General features: G+C 37.5%; 22 protein-coding genes and 1 riboswitch. Of the genes, 3 read left to right on the top strand and 19 right to left on the bottom strand.

The features are described 5' to 3' along the window. Positions 1-45 precede the first annotated feature (45 nt). Together PYW42_RS06570 and PYW42_RS06565 are read right to left on the bottom strand one after the other, a co-directional pair. The gene (locus tag PYW42_RS06570) at positions 46-1,488 is read right to left on the bottom strand and encodes a RecQ family ATP-dependent DNA helicase (protein WP_002409970.1); all 1,443 of its coding nucleotides are present in this window, start codon (positions 1,486-1,488) and stop codon (positions 46-48) included. Next, positions 1,489-2,523, bottom strand: coding sequence for a YpbB family protein (locus PYW42_RS06565; protein ID WP_002389101.1), 1,035 nt, complete (start codon positions 2,521-2,523; stop codon positions 1,489-1,491). 35 nt (positions 2,524-2,558) lie between these two features. On the opposite strand from PYW42_RS06565, the gene PYW42_RS06560 reads away from it, so the two are divergent. After that, complete coding sequence (locus tag PYW42_RS06560) at positions 2,559-2,777, top strand: ferredoxin (protein WP_002357617.1); 219 nt, start codon at positions 2,559-2,561, stop codon at positions 2,775-2,777. Between the two features lie 22 nt (positions 2,778-2,799). Here the strand turns inward: PYW42_RS06560 and PYW42_RS06555 are convergent, their stop codons facing one another. From PYW42_RS06555 to PYW42_RS06520, 8 genes are all read right to left on the bottom strand, one after another. Continuing rightward, a complete protein-coding gene (locus tag PYW42_RS06555) occupies positions 2,800-4,131 on the bottom strand; it encodes a zinc ribbon domain-containing protein (protein WP_002394441.1) in 1,332 nt (443 codons plus the stop codon). Between the two features lie 255 nt (positions 4,132-4,386). Then, on the bottom strand, positions 4,387-5,052 hold the full coding sequence (locus PYW42_RS06550; RefSeq protein WP_002409971.1) for an ECF transporter S component: 666 nt from the start codon (positions 5,050-5,052) through the stop codon (positions 4,387-4,389). 71 nt (positions 5,053-5,123) lie between these two features. After that, a riboswitch (FMN riboswitch) is annotated at positions 5,124-5,243 on the bottom strand. A 151-nt stretch (positions 5,244-5,394) separates the two neighbouring features. Beyond that, positions 5,395-6,111, bottom strand: a complete 717-nt coding sequence (locus tag PYW42_RS06545) for a pseudouridine synthase (RefSeq protein ID WP_002357624.1) — start codon at positions 6,109-6,111, stop codon at positions 5,395-5,397. Between the two features lie 3 nt (positions 6,112-6,114). Further along, positions 6,115-6,720 (bottom strand): SMC-Scp complex subunit ScpB, encoded by a 606-nt coding sequence (scpB, locus tag PYW42_RS06540; RefSeq protein ID WP_002357625.1) that lies wholly within the window; start codon positions 6,718-6,720, stop codon positions 6,115-6,117. After that, a complete protein-coding gene (locus PYW42_RS06535) occupies positions 6,717-7,511 on the bottom strand; it encodes a segregation/condensation protein A (protein ID WP_002390627.1) in 795 nt (264 codons plus the stop codon). Before PYW42_RS06535 ends, scpB begins: the two co-directional genes overlap by 4 nt. A 64-nt stretch (positions 7,512-7,575) precedes the next feature. Next, complete coding sequence (gene xerD / locus PYW42_RS06530) at positions 7,576-8,466, bottom strand: site-specific tyrosine recombinase XerD (protein ID WP_002360354.1); 891 nt, start codon at positions 8,464-8,466, stop codon at positions 7,576-7,578. 168 nt (positions 8,467-8,634) lie between these two features. Continuing rightward, on the bottom strand, positions 8,635-9,564 hold the full coding sequence (locus PYW42_RS06525; protein ID WP_002357629.1) for an alpha/beta hydrolase: 930 nt from the start codon (positions 9,562-9,564) through the stop codon (positions 8,635-8,637). 194 nt (positions 9,565-9,758) lie between these two features. Beyond that, positions 9,759-10,850 carry a DUF871 domain-containing protein gene (locus PYW42_RS06520; RefSeq protein ID WP_002360357.1) on the bottom strand — a complete coding sequence of 364 codons (1,092 nt, stop codon included), beginning with the start codon at positions 10,848-10,850 and terminating at the stop codon, positions 9,759-9,761. A 181-nt stretch (positions 10,851-11,031) separates the two neighbouring features. On the opposite strand from PYW42_RS06520, the gene PYW42_RS06515 reads away from it, so the two are divergent. Further along, positions 11,032-11,781, top strand: coding sequence for a peptidylprolyl isomerase (locus PYW42_RS06515; protein WP_002374887.1), 750 nt, complete (start codon positions 11,032-11,034; stop codon positions 11,779-11,781). A 43-nt stretch (positions 11,782-11,824) separates the two neighbouring features. Here the strand turns inward: PYW42_RS06515 and PYW42_RS06510 are convergent, their stop codons facing one another. From PYW42_RS06510 to obgE, 5 genes are all read right to left on the bottom strand, one after another. After that, complete coding sequence (locus PYW42_RS06510; RefSeq protein WP_002357632.1) at positions 11,825-12,199, bottom strand: YxeA family protein; 375 nt, start codon at positions 12,197-12,199, stop codon at positions 11,825-11,827. Positions 12,200-12,341: 142 nt separating this feature from the next. Next, entirely contained in the window at positions 12,342-12,887 is a 546-nt protein-coding gene (locus PYW42_RS06505; protein WP_002409973.1) for a TetR/AcrR family transcriptional regulator, read from the bottom strand. Positions 12,888-13,105: 218 nt separating this feature from the next. Next, positions 13,106-14,404 (bottom strand): PTS sugar transporter subunit IIC, encoded by a 1,299-nt coding sequence (locus tag PYW42_RS06500; RefSeq protein WP_002363934.1) that lies wholly within the window; start codon positions 14,402-14,404, stop codon positions 13,106-13,108. Positions 14,405-14,430: 26 nt separating this feature from the next. Further along, a complete protein-coding gene (locus PYW42_RS06495; RefSeq protein ID WP_002374891.1) occupies positions 14,431-14,733 on the bottom strand; it encodes a hypothetical protein in 303 nt (100 codons plus the stop codon). A 138-nt stretch (positions 14,734-14,871) separates the two neighbouring features. Next, positions 14,872-16,188, bottom strand: a complete 1,317-nt coding sequence (obgE, locus tag PYW42_RS06490) for a GTPase ObgE (RefSeq protein WP_002384537.1) — start codon at positions 16,186-16,188, stop codon at positions 14,872-14,874. Between the two features lie 287 nt (positions 16,189-16,475). Here obgE and gap point away from each other — a divergent pair, with 287 nt between their 5' ends. Continuing rightward, on the top strand, positions 16,476-17,486 hold the full coding sequence (gap, locus tag PYW42_RS06485) for a type I glyceraldehyde-3-phosphate dehydrogenase (protein WP_002389291.1): 1,011 nt from the start codon (positions 16,476-16,478) through the stop codon (positions 17,484-17,486). A 50-nt stretch (positions 17,487-17,536) separates the two neighbouring features. Here gap and fur read toward each other — a convergent pair whose 3' ends face one another. From fur to rpoD, 4 genes are all read right to left on the bottom strand, one after another. Then, positions 17,537-17,986, bottom strand: a complete 450-nt coding sequence (fur, locus tag PYW42_RS06480) for a ferric iron uptake transcriptional regulator (protein ID WP_002357640.1) — start codon at positions 17,984-17,986, stop codon at positions 17,537-17,539. Positions 17,987-18,101: 115 nt separating this feature from the next. Continuing rightward, positions 18,102-18,983, bottom strand: coding sequence for a CvfB family protein (locus PYW42_RS06475; protein ID WP_002361792.1), 882 nt, complete (start codon positions 18,981-18,983; stop codon positions 18,102-18,104). Between the two features lie 73 nt (positions 18,984-19,056). After that, positions 19,057-21,135: a cell division site-positioning protein MapZ family protein gene (locus tag PYW42_RS06470; RefSeq protein ID WP_002409976.1), complete on the bottom strand. Its 2,079-nt coding sequence runs from the start codon at positions 21,133-21,135 to the stop codon at positions 19,057-19,059. Between the two features lie 151 nt (positions 21,136-21,286). After that, positions 21,287-22,393, bottom strand: a complete 1,107-nt coding sequence (rpoD, locus tag PYW42_RS06465) for an RNA polymerase sigma factor RpoD (protein WP_002360364.1) — start codon at positions 22,391-22,393, stop codon at positions 21,287-21,289. Positions 22,394-22,499: the final 106 nt, after the last annotated feature.

Below are 22,499 nucleotides of genomic sequence, written 5' to 3'. Positions count from 1 at the left end.
GTTATTATATCATAGCTTTTGCCAACTGCCGACTAAAAAAATGAATTAATCACGTTCTTTAAATAATTTTAGAAATTTAGAACGCCAACCTTCTTCATTTTGATTGCTAGTCTTGTTCGATTTTACTATTGAATCTTGGTAAATGTCAAAGAATAACGCACAATTATCACAACAAGTTTCCAGTGATTGTTTTACAATCGATTCTTGAAAATAAGTTTGAATCAACGTTCTTCGACAGGTTGTGGTTTCAATATACGTCAGCATCCCTCTTAATTGTGCTTGACGATCTTTTTCTTTCTCCTCTAAACGATGCTCTAGCTCTTCAAAAGAATAATCCTTGGCTAAATAGCCTTGAACCCATTTTTGTTGTAACTCGGTGGCATTTTCTAACAAACCTGCTTGTTCTTCTCCTTCAATCAGCGATTTTAAGGTCGCTCGATTCGCTCTTGTCTCTTCTAAGAAAAACCGATGAATAAATTCATCCCCTTTTTTATACAATAATAGCGCCCAACTTTTTTGACCATCACGTCCAGCTCGCCCGATTTCCTGCAGGTAATTTTCTAAGCTATCAGGCAAATCAAAATGAATCACTCCACGAACATCAGGTTTGTCGATTCCCATCCCAAAAGCATTCGTTGCACAAAGAATATCGATTTGATTATCAATAAATTGTTCTTGCAAGCGACTACGTTCACTAGCCTCCAAGCCCCCATGATAATAGGCTACCTTAAAACTGGTTTTCGCCTGAATAAGTTGACTAATTTGTTCTGTTTTGTTGCGCGTGGCGCAATAGATAATGATTTTACCAGCCGTTTTAGATAAGTAATCTAGTAACACTTCTTCTTTTTCTGACGTTTCCTTCACGAACAAGCCAATATTTTTTCGATTCACTGAAGAAAGAACTTCTTGATAGCTACCATGAGAAAATAATTGTTTTATAATTGCGTGCTGTACAACGGGTGTCGCTGTGGCAGTTAACGCCAAGGTCAAAGGAAAGTCTAGCTGTTTTTGGACCAGATCTAATTTACTATATTCAGGGCGAAAATCGACGCCCCACTGATAAACACAATGGGCTTCATCCACCACAAATAATGCAATTTTTTGGCGTTGTAACACACTAAGTACTTCTTGCTGCAAAAGCATTTCTGGGCTTAAAAACAGATAATCATATTGGAACATTTTCGCTAAAATATAACGCTTTTCTGAATACTGTAACGTACTGTTTAAGGCAACCGCACCTTTAATTCCTTGTCTTTGTAATTGACGCACCTGATCTTCCATTAACGAAAGTAAGGGAGAAACAATTACCGTTAGTCCCTCTAACTTTTGGCCCACAAATTGATAACACAATGATTTGCCAGTGCCTGTTGGCAAAACAGCCAATGTATTCATACCGTCAAGTAAGTTTGTAATCACTTCTTTTTGACCAGGCTTAAACGCTGCATAACCAAATCGAGTGAATAATTCTTGTTCTAATGTCAACAACACTCACTCCTTTTCTTGCCAAATTTGTTGGATTTGATATAAGCGGAAATCTAAATAAGAAAGCGTCGCTTCTTGCGCTCGCCAATCCCGATACACCCACAACCGCGGATTTTGTTCTGTTTGAGCCAAGTTTTGGAGTATTGCCTCCTTTTCAAGATAAACAGACGCCTGCAGCTGCCCTTGAATAGCCAACTCTAATAGATGATCATGAATGGTACTCAGTTTTATTTTTCGTTGCTCAGCAATTTCTTGAAGCGTCTTGCCTTCCGTTAACAATCGTTGGGTTTCTTGCATACTTTTGTTTAGATTTTTTTCTAGATACGGCCATACAAGCGTTTGTAAAGCAGGATAGTTTCCTCCGTACATTATCAACTGCAGTAAATGATGAACCGCTTGCGTGTGCCACAAACGCTGTTCAAGAGCTGTCTTATCGCTTGTTAATTGCTGAGGAACTTTGCCAGTTTGCTGATAACCAGAAAGTTGCGCAACCAAATAGTCGCTTTCTGCTTCAGGTAGTAACTCAAACCCTCGCAACAGTTCTTCTTTGATTGATTGAATGCGCTGCTCTTTCTTGTCTTTTTGTAACCATCGTTTCAAATATAGTTGCGGAATCGGTGTTGATAAAAGTGGAATATACTGTTTTTCCTCAAATGATAAATACGAAGTCACTTGCACGGCAAATTGAATGAGTTGCCAACTTTCTCGATCACTTCTGCCAAAACGATAAAGATCAATTGCAGGATAATCCAGCAACGAAAAATGGTGCTCCTTTAAAAATAGTTGCCCTTCTTTTGTTAGTTGAATCTCATTTGTCTCTTTGTGATACTGAATTTGTTTCGCCTTCGAAAGTTTTTCAAGAAATTGAAAATAGGCTTGTTCGGAAATCGTTGGCCACCAGCCAATGAATCGTAAACAATCATATAAAAACCCATAAATCAAAACAGAGCTAGTCCGTTTGCCTTTTAAAAGATGATACAAAGTTGATGCACGTACCTTGTATCCATGAGATAATAACGCTAAAATAAAAGTTGCTTCCATAGTAAACCTCTTTTAGATAGGATGTGTCACTGTTTATGCAATCACGTTTAGTTCCTGAAAAATGTATTGCTTGTGGACTTTGTCAAGTTTATGCGCCCAATATATTTGATTATGATGATCATGGGATTGTCCTTTTTAAAGACGAGCCGCATGCTCGACAACAATTTATTCCAGAAAACGAACGCGAGAATGTGTTAAAAGCGTACCGCAAATGTCCCACGCGTGCAATAGAAATAAGCAAAAATGAGTGCTAAATAATTTAGCACTCATTTTTGCTTAGAGTATTTTTTCGAGCCAAGCAAGTGTTTGCTCATCTATCGAAACAAACTGTAATTGTCCTTCTTTTAGCGGTTCTTTGACTAAATGAATTTGATCATTTAGGCCATTGATCCATTCATAACGAAGACCATTTTCTTTTGCTTTAGAATTTTTAGCTTCTAAATAATAATTGACATGGTAATTTTCTTTACCATCCAATTGTAGCGTATTAATGGTCACTTCAAAATCTGGTGAAACATCGGTCGATTTCTTTTCACGTAATCGTTCAAGTGCTTCAATAAAAGAAGGAAATTGAGGATTATTTTCCCCACCAACGAGATATTTTTTAGCAAATTCTGTACTATCCGTATGACTTTTCACTTGTTTGGCAAATGCTTGATAAAAGGTTTCTAGCGCTTTGCGGGCATCATAGTCGCTAGCTAACGGAAAATTCAATTGTAGCGTTGGATTATCGGAGAGCGCTTCGACAAAATCATTTTCACCAATCGTTTCTTTTGATGTTTGAATTTCTTCTCCATTAATCGTCTTTTTAAGTTGAATCGTCATCCCTTTGGACCAGAACAAAGGGCCAATCGTTTTGTTTCCATTCGTTAGCGTACCAACTTTCCGATCATTAATATAAATATCTGCGTCTGGCAGATTGCTCTCCACAACAAAATTCATTCGTTTAAAATCTAAAGGAATACTAGAAATATAATTTTCCTCTTCTAATAAACGATACTCTTCTGTGATAACAGGTTCGCCGGTGCTATCTTTCACTGTGGCTGTAAAGGTATATTGTCCTGGCGCTAAGGGTCCCAATTCTTTTTGATAAGTGGTTGAGTCGGAAGTTCCCACTTCCCGACCATTCATTGCCAGCGTCACACCGCGTTGATTCGTCGTTAACTGAACAGAAACAGGCGTTAAAATGAATTGATAACGGTGAAAGAAAAATGCTGTTTGACTTGTTTCACGAATAGTTAAACCATGTAGCTTTTTATCCTTTAATAGCGCTTTTTCTAATTTTTTTAGCTCAGTTGGATTTTTTTGATAATAAGTGATTAAGGGCTTAATGCTTTGCGGATTCACTTGAAATTCAGACTCGTTCGTCCTCATTTTTTTACTTAATTCTTGGGCATCACCATTCTCAATCGCTTCAATAAAATGAGAAATTTGTTGTTCCTTAGAAAAATAATGCGTCCCGAGAAAATAGCTACCCGCTCCAAGAACGATGAACACAAAAAGAAACACCCAGATCCAGCTTCTTTTTGATCTGAGAGGAGTAGATTCGTTCCCTTTATTCATTGATGGTTGTGCTTGGTTTTCCTCTTGATGCATTGATTCATTCATTAGCGGAGCGCCGCATTCTTCACAAAAGGACTCCGTATCACGATTCACGTGACGACAATTTTTACACTTTTTCACTCAGGAAAACTCCTCTTTCTTTGATGATTTCTATCATACCAAGGGAAAGTTAAAATTACAATGCAGATGGTTTAGTATTTTTTAACAGAATGATGACAGATTATGACAACCTCTTTTCTTTTAGGCGTAAATTTTAAAAACCCACTGTCAAACATTGTTCAACAGCAGGTTTTTTATCATTTATTTTGTTAACGGTGTTTTTTTCTGAATAGTATGTTGCTTTTTTGATAGCCATGGCAATAACTTCGCATGTAGTACTAGAAAAACACCACTGACTAAGAGGCCTTTAATAAGGTTGAATGGCACAATACCAATCGCCACATAGCTTGCTAAAGATGTTCCTAAAAATTGTTGTGTGGTCACACCATATAATTGTAAGTAAATGGGTGTAATGACAAAATAATTCGCAATACTCATGAAAATTGTCAAGGCTAAGATCCCACTTACTAAGCCCAATATCCGATTTGTACGGATATTTTTCTTTTTACCAAAGAAATAAAAAATTGGCAAGGTGAAGATACTACTTGCTAAAAAGCTAGCGAAATCTCCCACCATATTTTGCGGTGCTAGTCCGGTTAAGAACAGGTGTAGCAACGAACGAACAAAAGCAGTAATTACTCCTGCTAACGGTCCGTACAAGAACATTCCGAGTAGAATCGGAATATCACTAAAATCGATTTTCAAAAAACTAAACGCCGGCATAATCGGAAATGCCACAAATTGTAATACTGTACCGATTGCAGCCAACATTGCAATGCTGACCATTTTTTGTACCTTGTTGTTCATCTGAAATCCTCCAATTAAGGACCCATCTTCAACGAACTTTTTGATTCGCTTCTTTGTCATACAAAAAAACCCTATTTTTCTGCAGGGAAAAATAGAGTAGGATTATCTGATGAAAAAGCGTCTCAAATAAGCCCTATCTTCTTTATCCAGACTATACTGTCGGTATTGGAATTACACCAATTCAATCGTTAAAAACGAGTCGTGGACTATAACCACCGGTCGGGAATTACACCCTGCCCCTGAAGACGAACCTTGTATTATATTTTTTTACTTACTTAGTGTAACCGATTTGAACAATGAATGCAACTAACTAAGCTTTTTTATTAAATTTCATTGATTGTTTCATTTCTCAAAAAAAACAATCCCTTCGCCATAAGCGCGAAGAGATCGAGTCATTTTATCTTATTTAGCTTGATTTAATAATTGACTGATTTCTTTTTTAGTTAAATCACGATATTGCCCTGGTCGCAAACCTTGTAAGGTCAACTCACCGTAACGTTCACGTTTTAATTTTTGAACAGGGAAACCAACAGCTTGAAACATTTTCTTCACTTGATGATTACGTCCTTCATGAATCGTTAATTCCACGACACTGCTACCTGTTTTAATATCCGCTGAAAGAATTTGAAAATTGGCTGGTGCTGTGCGTTTGCCATCAATGCGAATGCCTTTGGCTAATGGCAATAGATCCCGTTTAGTTGGTACACCTTTAATTTTTGCTACGTAGACTTTATCTACTTCATGTTTAGGATGGGTTAATTTTTGTGAAAAACTTCCATCATTCGTTAAAAGTAACAACCCAGAAGTATCATAATCCAGACGACCGACTGGATAAATTCGCTCAGTAACATCTGTAAAATAATCCGTTACTACTTTACGGCCTTTATCGTCAGACACCGCAGAAATAACCCCTCTTGGTTTATAGAATAAATAATAACCATATTCTTCTTGATAAATTGGTACACCATCAACTTCAACGGTATCTTGTTTACTTACTTGTGTTCCTAATTCTTTGACCACTTGGCCGTTGACTTTTACGCGACCTTTGACAATTAATTCCTCTGCTTTGCGACGCGAAGTCACCCCAGCATGAGCAATTGCTTTTTGTAATCTTTCCATTGTTTAAGCTTCCTCGCCTTCTGTTGTTTCAGACATTGGGTTCGTTTCTTGATAACGATCAAAAAATAGATCCATTGGTAGTTCTTCTTCTAATTCATCTTCCATTTGTTGGATATCTGGTAATTCATCTAAACTTTTCAACCCAAAGTAATCCATAAAATACTTCGTTGTGCCATATAAAATTGCTCTGCCAGGACCATCTACGCGGCCTTTTTCTTCTATCAACTGACGGGCAACTAACTTTTGGATAGAGCCAGAAGTCTGTACGCCACGAATTTCATCAATTTCAATACGCGAAATTGGTTGCTTATAAGCAATAATGGATAATGTTTCTAGCGCCGCTTGTGATAAGGCGTTCGACATAGGCGATTGCGCATATTTTTTTAGTAATGAGGCATATTTTTTCTTCGTTGTTAAGACAAAATGATTGCCGACTTCTAAAATATTCAACGCCGATTTATTGTCAGAAGCATAATGTTCTTTCAATTTCGTTAATTCTTCATAGGTTTTTGCTGTTGACTTCTCTAATAAGTACGCCAGCTCTTCCAAGCCAATTCCTTCTTCGCCAACCACAAATAAAATTGCTTCAATTTGACTAACTAATGTCACTGTGTTTCCTCCACCTCTGTTGTATCTTCCTGCTGGGTTTCTGTATTAAATAACAAAATTTCACTATAATTATTTTCTTGTTCAGCATAAATCACGCCTGTTTTCATTAATTCTAAAAGAGCCATGAACGTTGTCACAATTTCTTGTTTGGAATAAGAATCGAAGAAAGAATCAAACGACACTGCCTTCCCTTTCTGTACTTGACGCATACGCTCTGAAATAGCGGTGATTTTTTCTTCGATGGAAACATCGTCACTAGCAACAGTTGTTTCAACAGGCTGGCGATTTTTTTTCTTTTCTAACATGGCGTGAAAGGCTAGAAATAAATCAATTGTATTGATTTGATTAGGCGGTAGTGTTGTATCTTCCTCTTTATAATCATCCATATCCATTGGTTCTTTTGTATAATAGAGTTTACGTTCTTCTTCTTTTTCATGTAAAACAGTCGCTGCATATTTAAATTTCCGATACTCCAATAACTGAGCTACTAAAGCTTCCCGTGGGTCTTCCTCTTCAAAAAAATCTTCATCATCAATGATTTCAAGCTCTTGTTTTGGAAGCAACATCTGACTTTTAATAGCCATTAAGGTGGCAGCCATGACTAGATATTCTCCAGCGACTTCTAACTCTAAGGTTTGCATCGCATGAATATAAGACATGTATTGTTCAGTTACTGCTGTAATGGGAATGTCATAGATATCGATTTCTAATTTTTGAATTAAATGTAGTAGAAGATCCAGTGGTCCTTCAAAGACATCTAGTTTTAAATTAATTTCTTGCAAAAACGACACCTACTTTCTTTTCTCGACTTCCTAGTTTACCATAAATTTATTCGTTTGTGGGCATTCTCGCAAATTAAGCCCGAGGAAAATGTTCCTTATAAACATCTGCCATTCGTTGTTTGGTAATATGTGTATAAATTTGTGTCGTGGAGATATCTGCATGTCCTAATAATTCTTGCACGATTCTAAGGTCTGCGCCATTTTCCAACAAATGTGTCGCAAAGCTATGCCGTAATGTATGCGGGGTAATATTTTTCTCTATCTGGGCTTCTCGAACAATCTGTTTTAAATTTTTCCAAATGCCCTGTCTAGATAACGGTTCGCCATGATGGTTAACGAACAGGTGTGTTTCATTCGGATGATTTTTAATCAATTGAGGTCTGGCTTCGTTCATATAGCGCTCAATCCATTGAATCGCATAATCGCCTAAAGGAATAATTCGTTCTTTGTCCCCTTTTCCGATTGTTTGCAATAAACCAATGGATAAATGCAGATCCCCTAATTTTATTTCAATTAGCTCACTAACTCGCAGGCCCGTTGCATACATCACTTCTAAAATAGCACGATTCCGCATACCTAGTGGTTTACTTGTATCAGGCGTTTCAATTAATCGAGTCACTTCGTCAACAGATAATGTACTTGGCAATTTTTGAACTTTCTTGGGGGAGTCAATATGTTGCATCGGATTATGTTCGCTTAAGCGTTCTTGACGTAAAAATTGATGAAATCCTCTCAAACTAGAAATCATCCGAATCACACTTGCTGAAGCTTGCTGTTCTTCGTGAAGGGATTGCAAAAATTCTGTAATCATGTAACGGTCAACTTCGTCCCAAGAATGCAGGCCTTGTTCTTGTAAAAAGGCTACGTATTTTTTTAAATCTCGTTCGTAACTCCGTCGTGTGTTATTTGATAAGCCCCGCTCTATTTGTAAATAGTGTAAATAATCGACTAATTGTTCTTCCATTATCCTTCCCTCATTTCTAGTACTATCCTATCAGATTATGCCCTAGATTGCATGGGTAAATTCCAACTTATTAAAAAAAATCAACTGACAACAAAAGACTTGTTCACTAAGTCGTTAACTTAAGAACAAGTCTTTTGTTTTTGCTACTATTAGTAAAGAATAAATTTGTTATTTTATATATTTATCTAGAAAAGCAGCTACTGTTTCCTTATATTTTTCTGGGTTTTTATTATAAGCTTTCGCATGCTCTGCTCCAGGAACGACATATTTCTCTTTAGGTCCTTGGGTTGCATTATAAACTTCGTCTAGCATACTAAACGGCACAAACGTATCATTTTCACCATGAATAAAGAGCATTGGTAAATGATTCTTTTGTAATTGTTTAACAGCGCTTGCTTCCCCAAAGAAATAGCCAGCTCTAAGTTTCGTAATCCCGCTAGTAACATTAACTAATGGGAAACTTGGTAAATTGAAAAGCTCTTTCAATTGATATTGCAACTCCTGATTGACTGTAGAATAGCCACAATCTTCCACAATGGCTTTCACGTTATCTGGTAATTTTTCCCCGCTCGTCATCATGACTGTAGCAGCACCCATACTGACACCGTATAAAGTGATTTGTTCTTGCTGACCATTTTCGGTTAAAACTTTCTCAATCCATTGGACATAATCTTTACGATCGGGCCAGCCGAACCCAATATAATCTCCTTGACTTTTTCCGTGACCACGCGCATCTGGCGCTAACACATTGTAGCCCCAATCATGATACATTTTCGCAAAGACAGACATCGTTTCTGCCGAACCCATATAACCATGCGCCATAATAACGGTACGATTACTTTTCTTGTCGGCTGGTAAATAAATGGCCTTTAGACGTAGCCCATCTTCCGAAGTAATTGACCATTCTTGTCGATTTTTGTCATCTTTAAACCACGCGCCTTCAGGTGTCTGGACCACTTTTGACCCTGGGGTATTCTCATTTATAAAGTCTTTCTTTCCTGGAACTACTGCATAATTATAAAAATATAAGCCTGCCGCAATTAAACCAATTGCAATTACTACAATAAGCGCAATCAAAATTTTTAACCATCGATTCATCTACGTACTCCTTTTATTTAAACTGTATGATTCATTATAAGTTGTCGCCCTTTTTTTGACAACTACCATTCAAAGATTCAGCCATCTTTCTTTACCACTACAATGAGACAATTTTGTTGCGACAAAAAAAGCATAGCACAAAAATATTACCTCTTGCGCTATGCTCCACTTATCTATTTATAGGAAACTAAAAATTATTTATTTTCAATAAGTTTAAAACTTGACCATGGTTTCAAAAATTCTAATAAGAAACGTTCGTCATCAGAAATACGACCAACCACATTTACACGGCCATCATTTTTCATTTCTTTTAAAGCAATTTGTGTTTCCCCTTTGTATTGTCCATAGCCAACGTTGTCAATCAAGACATCGCCTCGAACAATATCTCTCGTTGTATGAGCTGGGAAAGGACGATCTTTATAGTAAACACGTGTCATTGTTGAACGCAAAACGTAATCAGAACGATCTCCACGATAACTGTGTAAGTTATCGAACAATGCAATTCTTTCATCTTCTGTGATTTCTGGTTCTGTATCCACTTTGATCGAAGGATACGGTGCATGAAAGGCTTCTGCCATTGCTGCTAATTCTGCTTCTGAGGCATAAGCATTTCCGACAGAAATATCATCGATTAATCCTGTTAAAACTAAATGCTTAACTTGCGTTGCAATTTCTAAATCGCGGTGGTCTTCCAAAGAACATAACCCATCTTGTGTCGGCCATGGCCCAAATGTAGCATCGTGTGAGTTCACAAACGCCATCGTATTTAAATTATATTTTCTAAATTTTTCTGAACAATAAACAAAATGCTCATAGCCTAAGCCTGTATAACGATGTGGATAGAAATTATGTGAGCCTAGTAAATTTTCTGTGTTTGGTGAGTAGGCCATAATATTATCTACATAACTTGTCCCTGAACTCATATTAATTTCGATTTTAATGCCATAAGGGTTTCTTGTCATATTCGCCTCTTCTTGCCCAGTAAAACCAAGATCTAAACGAATACCGTAAGCGCCCATATCATGGAAAAATGATAAATCATCATAAGAGATGCCTAATTGTTCGAACAATGCAGGATTAATATCGACCATCACTTCCATACCTAATTGGTTGGCGTAATCTACGACTTTTTTAAACTCTGCTAATACCTTTTCCCGATCATCATTGATTTGCAATAAACTAGTAAAGACACGCTTAAAGCCGTATTTATGAGCCAAATCCAAATATGCTTTGTCCTTTTCAAATGTTGAACGTTCTGGATAAATTGAAATACCTAATTTTCCCATGTGATTGCCTCCTAAATTGTAAAACATAATAATGTATCTGCTTACATTGTAACAAAAAAAACAAAAGTGGTCTACACCTTTCCTATAGGAAATCTTATAAAAATTCCACTGGTTTGTTATCTTCTCTTTTGTTATGATAAAAAAGAACCTAATTGTCAGTGTGAAAGGAAGAGGAAAACAGATGAAACATAAGAAAATGCTTGCTGTTGCTTCAGTTGCAGCATTCACCTTGCTTTTAGCAGGCTGTAACACAACCAATAATAAAGGCACGACCGCAACGAGTGATTCTGTCGCTAAATCCAGTGAAAGCAAAACAAAGGATTCGGTCGACTTAAATTCACTAGATTTACCACAACTAGATGACAAAGTTGCCGAAGATCAAGACTTAGTCCAAATGGTTACTTCAATGGGAAATATTGAAATCAAACTATTTCCTAAACAGGCTCCAAAAACTGTCGAGAACTTTATGAAACATGCCAAAGATGGCTATTATGATGGCTTGACTTTCCACCGCGTCATCAATAACTTTATGATCCAAGGTGGCGATCCTAGCGGTGATGGAACTGGCGGAAACAGCATCTGGAATAAACCATTTGAAGATGAATTTTCAAACCAGTTATATAACATTCGTGGCGCGTTATCAATGGCGAATGCAGGACCTAATACTAACGGCAGTCAGTTCTTTATTGTCCAAAATACAGATGATCAATCTGATGGTCTTTTATATGATGATTATCCAAAAGCAATCATTGATGCTTACAAAAAAGGCGGCTATCCTTCTCTTGATAAAAAACATACTGTTTTCGGTCAAGTAACCAAAGGAATGGATATTGTCGATAAAATTGCCAAAGTCGAAGTTGGTGCCAACGATAAACCAAAAACTGATGTTAAAATTGAAAAAATCAATATTCTTCAAGAAGCAAAAAAATAACAAAAAGTCAGAACGTACGCTGAAGATACGTTCTGACTTTTTGTTATTTTTGAATCGCTTGTAATGCCTTTTCTGGTACTTGGTCTTGATTGACCTCTTCATACGTATTGATGTGGGCCCCTTTATTTGAGACTTTTAGATAATGATCTGTTTTTAATTCATGGTCCGCTGTGAAAGTTATTTCTCGCGTTTTGCCTTCCTCATCTGCGGCTACTTGCGTATAACTAGCAATTCCGTAGCCATTAACGCTATCGGCTTTCTTTGTTTTAACATACACATTTCCTTCTTTAACCAATGGATTTAATTGATCTAACACACCAGCTAATTCGCCAGAGTTCTTCTCTGCGTAAAACTTGGCCCCAAATAAACCACCACCAATAACAATTGCTGTCACCACTAAAAATTTAATAAATTTCATCACATAAATCCTCCCGAGTAATTATTCTCTGTTACTTCTTCCAAAGTATAGCAAGTTTTAAACAATCCTTCCTCGGGCGCAACGACCAGTTTTTCCTCAGACTTATGTCGTATTTTTGTTATTTTGAATAAATAACAAAACACTACTCTTCTATCAATAATTGACTTAATAATTGAATTTCTTGATTCTTAGTTAAGTCAATTATTTTCATTGTAACCGCTGTGGCTAAACCTAAATAGATTACCACCATTTTAGGAAATAATTCGACAAATTTTCCTTTGTCCATTTGTACATATTTTTTATCCAATAATAAACGCTCTTCAAAAAAAGTTTGAAGCATTTGCTGCAATTCTTCTTCATAACCATGTGCTTTCATAAATAACGCCGTATAGATTTTTTGATGTTTTTGGGCAAATAATATAAAGTTCAGACCCAATGCAATCACTGGGTCTGAGGCACCGACATCTGCTTTATAAAATAATTGCATACGATGAAATAACGATTTAATTAAGGTTCGTTTTAAATCGTCCATGTTGACAAATTCTAAATAAATTGGCTGCGTAGAAATCCCCATAGCATCTGCAATATTTCTAGCAGTTAAATTAGAAAAACCTTTATCTACTAAAATTTTTTCAGCTACGTTTAAGATTTTTTCCTTTGTATATACCTTCGTTCTAACCATTTTCATACCCCTTTTCTCTTTTAGTTAACAATAACTTTATTATGTTCACACAAAAGAAAACCATTTTCATTATATATATAATATTTTACACTTTTTTATGCGTTTCTTTTCTCAAAATTTTCTATACATTTCAAAAAAATTGAGAATTTTCATCGCCTATAAACAAATAGGTCCAGAACAAAAGGTCATCACCTTTTGTTCTGGACACTAAACGGCTGCACTCTTTATTCTTCTATTTGTTTGCCTTGTTCTTTGGCAAGCTCATTTTTATCATAAGCTACAAAGAACGGATAGTAAATCAAGATGGCCACTAGAATTAAAACAATATTCAAAACAGCAGCACGCCAATCGCCGCCTGTCGCCATAAAGGCGCCAATTGGTCCTGGTAAGGTCCAAGGAGCGGTAAAGACAACTTCACTTACTAAACCTAATTTTGTGGCAAACCAAGCAATCGTTGCTAAAACCATTGGTGCAAAGATAAAAGGAATCATTAAAATAGGATTTAAGACAATCGGTACACCGAAAATAACTGGCTCATTAATATTAAAAATAGACGGTGCTAAAATAGCTTTTCCTAGTTTTGAACCATATTCTGATTTTGCCCGAAAGGCTAATAATATGGCTAAACCAATTGTGGCTCCGGCACCACCAATCCAAATGAACCATTGGTAAAAAGGTTCTGCCGCAATCCGAGGTAATGCTTCGCCAGCTGCTTTAGCAGTCGTGTTTTCCTCTAATAGTTGTAGCCATAGAGGACGCGCCAACGATCCTACGATTGAAGCGCCGTGAATCCCAAAGAACCAGAAAAATGTGGTTAAAAAGACCAACAGCAAGACACTCAATAAAGAGTCCGCTGCTTGAACTAGTGGTCCTACTAAGTTCCCTACAAATGTGTGCCAATCAAAGCCTAAATAATAAGTGATTGAACCAATCAATAACATGACAATTAACGTCGGAGTCAACGATTCAAATGAACGAGCAACAGCAGGTGGAACGTTATCAGGCATTGTAATTTTGAACTTAGACTTATCTGTCACTCGATAGATTTCGACAGCAATAATTGACGTCACAATCCCGACAAACATCCCTGCACCACCCAAATTAGCCATTGGTAAAACAAACCCTGAAACGCCAGCTGCTTTACTGGCTTCTTCAGGAATCGCTACAGGTACTAATGTTAATAAAAAAGCAATCGTAGCCAAAATCCCTCCAGAGACTTGATCAAGATTATATGATTTCGCTAAACTAGCGCCAATGCCAAAAGTCGCATATAACGCCATAATGTACATTGTCATTCGGTAAGGCAATAAGATTGTAGCAGCATTACTTGTTAAAAATTGAGTAATGCCCCAAGATTCTGGTAACGGCGGAAACGCAATAATTAGAAAAAAAGAACCGACAATAATTAAAGGTAATGTCGCAATAATCCCATCCCGCACCGCACGTAAATGGCGCTGATTGGCAATTTTAGCCATTGGTCCAGCTAGATGATTTTCAATCCAAACAGTCAGTTTATCTAACATAAATAACACTCTCCTCTGTTTTTCTCTTAAAAAATAACTCCTTTAATCAGCCATAAATAAGAGATAAGCTCTAATAAAATAAGAGAAATTAAAAACAACCAAATAAAACGCTTACAAAAACCTGTTTTCGTTTCAATAAAATAATGACTATACGCTAACGCAAAAGCAATCCCAACAGGCAAAAAAATCATGGCACCAATATTAAACGGCAGACTGAAAGTCCATAATAAAACACTCGGCAACAGGACACCACATAAGAACCCCATACTAAAAAGAAAACCGGCACTTTTAACTGAAAACTTAGGAACCATTGCTTGATTGTTTTCCATTTCAATTTCGCTCCTTTCGTTTGTTATTTTGTTACATTTAAAATTATAAGCTATTAAAAATATTATTTCAATCTATTCGCTAATTTAATACTAATTTTAAAATAAAAAACCAGTTCACTGAGTGAACTGGTTTTATGCTTATTCGACAAATTCAAATTCAAAATTACCAATCCGAACAATGTCGCCATCTTTCGCGCCACGTGCTCGTAATGCCTCATCGACACCCATACCACGTAATTGACGTGCAAAACGCATTACTGTTTCATCATGATCGAAATTCGTCATTTCAAATAATTTTTCTAATTTTTCACCAGATAAAACCCATGAAGCATCTGGTTCACGATCAATCGTAAATTCTGGACCTTCTGGTTGGAAGCCATAACGAACGGTTTCTTCCTCTACCACTTCATCTTCATATAATGGGAATTCAGGCGTTACTTCCAACAAGTCAGCTGTTGCATTTAATAAAGGTTCAATACCTTTACGAGTAACCCCAGAGATTGGGAAAATAGGTAGCTCATCAGCATACTCATCGGTGCGTTCCTTCGCAAGTTGCTCTTTAAATTTCGCTAAATTCTCTTCTGCTTCAGGCATGTCCATTTTATTGGCAACAATAATTTGAGGTCGCTCCATCAAACGTAAATTGTGTGAAGCCAATTCTTTATTGATTGCCAAATAATCTTCATAAGGATCGCGTCCTTCCATGCCACTCATATCAATGACATGTAAAATAACACGCGTCCGTTCAATGTGGCGTAAGAACTGTGTTCCTAAGCCGACACCTTGAGAAGCTCCTTCAATTAAGCCTGGCAAATCTGCTGCAGCGAAGCTTCGACCGTCACTAGTAGTCACCATCCCTAAGTTTGGAACTAACGTCGTAAAATGATAGGCACCAATTTTCGGACGAGCGGACGAGATAACAGAGAGTAACGTTGATTTTCCTACAGAAGGAAACCCAACTAAACCAACATCTGCTAAGACTTTTAATTCTAATTCGATTTTACGTTCTTGACCCGGTTCGCCGTTTTCGGCAATTTCTGGTGCAGGGTTTCTTGGGGAAGCAAAGCGAATATTCCCACGACCACCGCGTCCGCCTTTCGCTACTACTAAGGTCTGACCATTCTCAATTAAATCCCCAATTAAGGCTCCAGTTTCTGCATCACGAACTGTTGTACCTGGTGGAACTTTGACAAGTAAATCTTCTGAACCACGACCGTGCATTCCTTTACTCATACCATTTTCTCCAGGTGTCGCCTTAAAATGACGATTAAACCGGAAATCCATTAATGTGCGTAATCCTTCTTCAACAACTAAAACAACGTCGCCACCGCGACCGCCATCACCACCAGCGGGACCCCCGTCTGGTACATATTTTTCTCTACGGAAAGCAACCATTCCGTCGCCGCCTTTACCAGCTTTGACATCAATCGTCACTTGATCTAAAAACATGGACATATAATTTGTCCTCCTATTCTACTTCTACTATCTTTAATCACCTCAAAAAGCGTGATTCGAAAGTCTTTATTATTGTATCGGGAAAACAACCGTTTGTCTAGCAATTCTAGTTAGTTATCGTTGGAAAAAGCAAAATTTCTCATGAATCTTTCGCTTTCTTTTTGTCGCTTCGCTATCAGTCTTTTGACAAAAAAATTTTAGAGGTTCATACTATAGATAGTTGAAGAAAATCACTTTTTCAGCAAGGGTCCAAAGAAACACAAACATCTAAAGGAGGAATTTTTGTTATGACAGTCAAAGTAGGAATTAACGGTTTTGGAAGAATTGGTCGTTTAGCCTTTCGCCGAATAAAAGAAGTTTCTGATGATATTGAAGTTGTGGCTATCAATGATTTGACTAGCCCAACAATGTTGGCTCACTTATTACAATTTGACTCTACGCATGGCACCTATCCTGGCACCGTGACAGCCACTGAAAATGGCATTGTGGTTGACGGCGAAGAAACCCGTGTCTACGCAGAACCAGATGCAAGTAAAATCCCTTGGGTTAAAGAAAACGGAGTAGACATTGTCCTTGAATGTACAGGTTTTTATACCTCTGAAGAAAAAGCACAAGCTCATTTAGATGCAGGTGTGAAACGTGTGGTTATCTCTGCTCCTGCAGGCGCAATGAAAACAATCGTTTACAACGTCAATGATGATACACTTGATGCCAACGATAAAATCATTTCTGCTGGTTCATGTACGACAAACTGTCTAGCACCGATGGCTTACTTCTTAAATAATGAATTCGGTATTGAAGTTGGTACCATGACAACTGTCCATGCCTACACATCAACACAAATGCTATTAGATGGCCCTGTTCGTGGCGGAAATCTTCGTGCGGCACGCTCTGCTGCAGACAATACTATTCCCCATTCAACTGGTGCTGCTAAAGCAATTGGCTTAGTTATTCCAGAACTTAATGGAAAATTACAAGGCCATGCCCAACGTGTTCCCGTTGTGGATGGATCCTTAACAGAATTAGTTAGCATTTTAAAAACAAAAGTAACAGCTGATCAAGTAAATGAAGCAATGAAAAAACACACCATTGATAACCCTTCTTTCGGTTATGATAATCGTGAAATTGTTTCTGGAGACATAATCGGCACGACAGAAGGTTCGATTTTTGACCCAACGCAAACAGAAGTAACGACAGCTGGCGATTTCCAATTAGTGAAAACTGTGGCTTGGTATGACAATGAATATGGTTTTACTTGCCAAATGATTCGCTTATTGGAAAAATTCGCTAATTTATAATTCCAATGAATAAAAAACTGCCTTGCATAAATTAATGCAAGGCAGTTTTTTTAATGTTTACTTTGACAACTTTGACAAATACCATGAAAAGTTAAGCGATGATCTTTGACTAAAAAATGATACCGACTTTCAACAATTTGCTCTACTTCACCAAGCAAGTCTTCTTCCACTTCCTCAATTGTGCCACATTCTAAGCATAACAAATGGTGGTGAAAGTGTTTGGCGCCTTCTTTTCTTAAATCATAGCGAGCTAAACCATCGTTAAAGCTCACTTTATCAACGACTTTTAAGTCTGTTAAAATTTCTAGCGTTCGATAGACTGTTGCTAGACCAATTTCCGGACTTTTTTGTTTTACCAAGAAGTAAATTTCTTCTGCTGATAAATGATCTTTTTCATTTTCCAATAATACAAGTACGGTTGCTTCCCGTTGTGGTGTTAATTTAAAGCCTGATTCATGTAATTGTTTTTTTGTCTTTTTTAAAGCAGCAGTCGAATCCATTATTACAGCTCCTTGTTTAGAATGATTATAAATTAAGAAACTTAATTTATCAATCAAATTAAAATAATTATAAAAGAAATAACTGTAATTTGCAAGATATTCTCAATTAGCTACCTTAATTTTTTTCTTTTGATTGTTCCAACGAGCCAATTAGAATTGTTTTACCATCTTCTTGTTTAATTAATTTTTGTTTCATTAAATGGCCTAAGGCGCGTTTAAATTGAGCTTTACTAATGCCAAAGGTTTGTTTAATTTCATCAGGGCTTGATTTATCGGTGAAAGGAATTTGGTGATCGTTTGCTCTTTCTAAGAAAGTTAGAATCATTAACGCATCATCGCTGATTACTTCATGACTTCTTGGTTTTAATGAAAGATTCAATACGCCGTCCGGCCGCACGCCAATCACACGCCCCACTACTTTTTCACCTAAACGTGGTTCCTGGAATCGTTCAGAAGGATGGATAAATCCAATGTATAAATCATCAGTTAAAATATACGTTCCTGCAAGTTTCAGACGATATACATGCCCGGTTAAGTTTTGGTTTTGCATTTCAGCATTCCCACGTTTTGCCATTGCTTTAAAGACTTTTTCATCTGCTAATTCGCCCCAAATGCGGTCTTTACTGTCCACTTTTAAAGTAACCATTACTCGGTCTTCTTTTTTAGGCCAAAGTTCCCGCATAGTTGGTAATTCATCCAACGAAATAACGACATCTTTATCTGGTAAGCCAACATCCACAAAGACACCTAAATCACGTCTCGTTCCCGTGACAGTACCAAAGCCATAGCTACCAATACGCACAGTAGGAATTGTAGTTGTCAGTGCTGGCTCTTGTTTTTGATTTAAATAACCAAACCCTTCTACAGCCTCCCCTATAGCATGCGTACCTTCTTCTTTTTTTAAACGGAATGTGATGCCATTTTTTTGAACAAAATAAAATTGTTCATTTTCATCGACCACAATGCCGGTAAATGTTGTTGCTAGTAATTCTCTCATTTATCATTAACTCCTCAAGGAAAATCAATCGAACAAAAGATTTCCGCTTTTGTTCGATTGTTTCTATTTTCTTTTATTGCCCTGCATTACGAGAAGCGTTCCCTTTGAACCAACCTGTTTTAGCATTGATTGTAACTAAATACATGTGAACATTTTTCTCTGTAGTGCCTTCTAATAATTTTGATTGATTGTTTGTTGCATAAAGATTGTAGTAACCTTCGCCATTCACAATTTTGGCAGGTTCTAAAGAATATCCGCCAGGAACCACATAGCCACGAGCAATCACTGTGTCTAAGACTTTTTCTTTCACACCTGGTGCCCATGTCCACGCTGGATTGCTACTATCAGCGATATCGGCAGCATCTGGCGCATAAAGCGGACTAGTGTAAACCCCGTCACTATTCGGCGCCGTGTAGCCATTCGCTTCTGTTTTTGCTGTTTCTTCCTTCTTAGCGTCCTCTTTTTTTGCGGCAGCAGCTTGTTTCGCTTGTTCTTCTGCTTGTTTTGCTTGCTCTGCGGCAGCTTGCTCTGCGGCAGCTTGTTCTTCTGCAATTCTTTTCTGTTCTTCTTCAACCTTGGTTAACGCTTGGTCAGCTGTCGTGACTTGTTTGACCAGTTCTTTTTTCAGCTTATCACTTGTTACTTTATCTACTTCTGCCTTAGCAGCTTGATACGTGTCTCGATTCAGCTGATTGGTAGTTTTTCCATCTTTATAAATGACCTCAACCGCTTTTTTAGCTTTTTGTAATTGGTTGTATTGTTGGTTCGCTTGATCGATTGCTTGGTTCATCAATTGGTCAAATGGATCATTTCCTGTTAATTTCTTTACGGAAATTGGTTGATCAGCAGCTAAAATCGCCGGTTTCAACTCATTGCCATTGACAATCGGCGCCTCAAATAATTGGTTGATTTGTTGAATGGTTTGTTGCTTCACTTTCAATGTTTGAATTTGTTTATTTAATTGAGAATACTCTTCTGAATCTTTAATTTCCGCGACTTGTTTTGAGAGTTTTTCTGGACTAACAGTCACCATATCTGGTTTAATAAAAACTTGCTCCTTCGTGGTATAAAAGGCTGCTAGTTCATCTTTCAGCGTATCTGTTTTCTTGGTTAGTGCCGCCGCCTCTTGTGCGGCAGCTTTTTGCGTTTGATCATGATACGCCCAAGCACTACCTCCAGCTAATAAAACAACCGCAAGCGCAACGAAAGCCACTTTTTTTGATGATTTCTTCGGAGCAGGCGCTGGTTGAGCATTCCCAGTTTCATTCATCGGTGGTATCACACCTGAATCTGAAACTTTTTCCTCGGTTGCATCAGCTTCACTTGGTGCTTCTAGCGATGCTGCACTTGTTAACCCTTCTTCAGAATCTGAAATGGATTCAGTTGGTGTTTCGGCTTGGGTTAATACTGCCTCACCGCTGTTTTCTAACTCTTGGGTCTCTGCAGTTTCTTCTGATGGATTTTCAGACATTTCTGTATCTGCTCGATGCGCTTGAATATAAGCTTGCAAAGTTTCGTTTGGTGTTACATCTTGATCTTCTATCGGTGGTTGTGAAAAAATTTCTTCTTCAGAAGTGGTAGAGATAACTTCAGTTCCTGAAATCTCTGTTAAAGCTTCCTCTTCAGACTTCACCGTCTCAGATACCTCAGCTGTTTCTGCTTCAACAGTAGTTGTTTCTTCCGTTGTTTCTTCTAAATTAACTGCTTCGTCCGTTGCTAGTTTTTCTTCTGTTGAATGAGTAGGCGTCTCTTCTGTCGCTGGTGTCGACTCCTCCACCGAATCATGAGTCTCCTCACTAGCCCCTTCTTGAAGCGATGTTTCTAGACCAGAAACATCCTCTGAATCAGAGACTATTAAGTTATCTTCTGTCGACTCTTCTTTTTTGTCATCATTACTTTCTTCTTCTGGTGATTCGCCAAACAGTTCCATCACATGGCCTAAGCTCATATCTTTTAACTCAGACCATTCAATATTCTCATTTAATTGATCTTCGTGTTGTTCATTTTCCTGTGTTTCAAAATCTATATTTGTTGAAGTCGTTTCCGCTTCTTCTTTATCAACTGTTGTGTCAGTTAGTGAATAGCCACATGTTGGGCAGGTCGTTAATTCTGCATCGAATTCGTTCCCGCACTTCGGACATTTTTTTGTCATTCTTCCGCCTCACATTCTGCTAATATTCCATTACTTCTAATTTACCACAACTTGCGCCTTCTTCCAATAACTAGCAATGACATTTAGAGACTTTTTAAAAAACAAAAGCGGCTCTTCTCGCATGCACGAAAAGAGCCGCTAAACGGTATGTTTATTCTAAAAAGTCTTTTAATTGTTTTGAACGAGAAGGATGTCTTAGTTTTCTTAACGCTTTTGCTTCAATTTGACGAATACGTTCGCGAGTGACACCGAAAACTTTTCCGACTTCTTCTAGCGTACGTGTCCGACCATCATCTAAACCAAAACGTAAACGTAAAACATTTTCTTCACGGTCTGTTAAAGTATCCAGAACATCTTCTAGTTGTTCTTTTAACAATTCGTAAGCTGCATGTTCAGCAGGACTTGTAGCATCTTGGTCTTCAATGAAATCACCTAAATGTGAATCATCTTCTTCACCAATTGGTGTTTCTAAAGAGACTGGCTCTTGTGCGATTTTTAGGATTTCACGAACTTTTTCTGTTGGTAAATCCATTTCCGCACCAATTTCTTCTGGCGTTGGTTCTCTACCTAAATCTTGCAATAGTTGGCGTTGAATCCGAATCAATTTATTGATTGTTTCAACCATGTGAACAGGAATTCGAATCGTTCTAGCTTGGTCCGCAATTGCCCGCGTAATCGCTTGACGAATCCACCAAGTAGCATACGTAGAGAATTTGAACCCTTTACGGTAGTCAAATTTTTCAACAGCTTTCATTAAGCCCATATTACCTTCTTGAATTAAATCCAAGAATTGCATACCACGACCTACATATCGTTTGGCAATTGAAACAACCAAACGTAAGTTGGCTTCTGCTAAACGTTGTTTTGCTTCTTGATCGCCTTCTTCAATTTTAAGTGCCAATTCAACTTCTTCTGCGGCAGTTAATAATTGAACGCGCCCAATTTCTTTTAGGTACATACGCACGGGATCATTAATTTTAACACCTGTTGGCGCAGATAAGTCTTCTGCTTGGGCCTTTTCCGCTTCTTTTTCATCTTTTTTCAAGCTATGTTCACTTGGGTCTCCATTTTCATCGACCACACTGATACCAGCATCTTCAACTTTTTGGATCAATTTTTCCATAGCTTCTGCATCCAAAGTATACGGTGTGGCTAATTGATTCGCTAAATCATCATAAACCACTGTTCCTTTAGGCTTGTTTTCTTTGATAAATGCTGCCACTGCAGCTTCATATTTTTTACTTGTTTCTTTTTCCATGAAAGAAGGCCCCCTTCATTTTTCGGTTCACGCTTGAAATAACTGATAAATCACTGGGACTTATCAAAATAAAATGAACAAAACGCTTAGTTCTATTCATTATATT

It is taken from the genome of Enterococcus faecalis (genome assembly GCF_029024925.1).
In the GTDB taxonomy this organism is placed as follows: domain Bacteria; phylum Bacillota; class Bacilli; order Lactobacillales; family Enterococcaceae; genus Enterococcus; species Enterococcus faecalis.
This window is presented reverse-complemented; position numbering and strand designations above follow the sequence as displayed.

Excerpts from the sequence above, each read along its gene's own strand:
- PYW42_RS06565 (WP_002389101.1), bottom strand. The coding sequence starts at position 2,523 with ATGGAAGCAACTTTTATTTTAGCGTTATTATCTCATGGATACAAGGTA.
- PYW42_RS06560 (WP_002357617.1), top strand. The coding sequence starts at position 2,559 with ATGCAATCACGTTTAGTTCCTGAAAAATGTATTGCTTGTGGACTTTGT.
- PYW42_RS06555 (WP_002394441.1), bottom strand. The coding sequence starts at position 4,131 with ATGAATGAATCAATGCATCAAGAGGAAAACCAAGCACAACCATCAATG.
- PYW42_RS06550 (WP_002409971.1), bottom strand. The coding sequence starts at position 5,052 with ATGACAAAGAAGCGAATCAAAAAGTTCGTTGAAGATGGGTCCTTAATT.
- PYW42_RS06545 (WP_002357624.1), bottom strand. The coding sequence starts at position 6,111 with ATGGAAAGATTACAAAAAGCAATTGCTCATGCTGGGGTGACTTCGCGT.
- xerD (WP_002360354.1), bottom strand. The coding sequence starts at position 8,466 with ATGGAAGAACAATTAGTCGATTATTTACACTATTTACAAATAGAGCGG.
- PYW42_RS06525 (WP_002357629.1), bottom strand. The coding sequence starts at position 9,564 with ATGAATCGATGGTTAAAAATTTTGATTGCGCTTATTGTAGTAATTGCA.
- PYW42_RS06520 (WP_002360357.1), bottom strand. The coding sequence starts at position 10,850 with ATGGGAAAATTAGGTATTTCAATTTATCCAGAACGTTCAACATTTGAA.
- PYW42_RS06515 (WP_002374887.1), top strand. The coding sequence starts at position 11,032 with ATGAAACATAAGAAAATGCTTGCTGTTGCTTCAGTTGCAGCATTCACC.
- PYW42_RS06510 (WP_002357632.1), bottom strand. The coding sequence starts at position 12,199 with ATGAAATTTATTAAATTTTTAGTGGTGACAGCAATTGTTATTGGTGGT.
- PYW42_RS06505 (WP_002409973.1), bottom strand. The coding sequence starts at position 12,887 with ATGAAAATGGTTAGAACGAAGGTATATACAAAGGAAAAAATCTTAAAC.
- PYW42_RS06500 (WP_002363934.1), bottom strand. The coding sequence starts at position 14,404 with ATGTTAGATAAACTGACTGTTTGGATTGAAAATCATCTAGCTGGACCA.
- PYW42_RS06495 (WP_002374891.1), bottom strand. The coding sequence starts at position 14,733 with ATGGAAAACAATCAAGCAATGGTTCCTAAGTTTTCAGTTAAAAGTGCC.
- obgE (WP_002384537.1), bottom strand. The coding sequence starts at position 16,188 with ATGTCCATGTTTTTAGATCAAGTGACGATTGATGTCAAAGCTGGTAAA.
- gap (WP_002389291.1), top strand. The coding sequence starts at position 16,476 with ATGACAGTCAAAGTAGGAATTAACGGTTTTGGAAGAATTGGTCGTTTA.
- fur (WP_002357640.1), bottom strand. The coding sequence starts at position 17,986 with ATGGATTCGACTGCTGCTTTAAAAAAGACAAAAAAACAATTACATGAA.
- PYW42_RS06475 (WP_002361792.1), bottom strand. The coding sequence starts at position 18,983 with ATGAGAGAATTACTAGCAACAACATTTACCGGCATTGTGGTCGATGAA.
- PYW42_RS06470 (WP_002409976.1), bottom strand. The coding sequence starts at position 21,135 with ATGACAAAAAAATGTCCGAAGTGCGGGAACGAATTCGATGCAGAATTA.
- rpoD (WP_002360364.1), bottom strand. The coding sequence starts at position 22,393 with ATGGAAAAAGAAACAAGTAAAAAATATGAAGCTGCAGTGGCAGCATTT.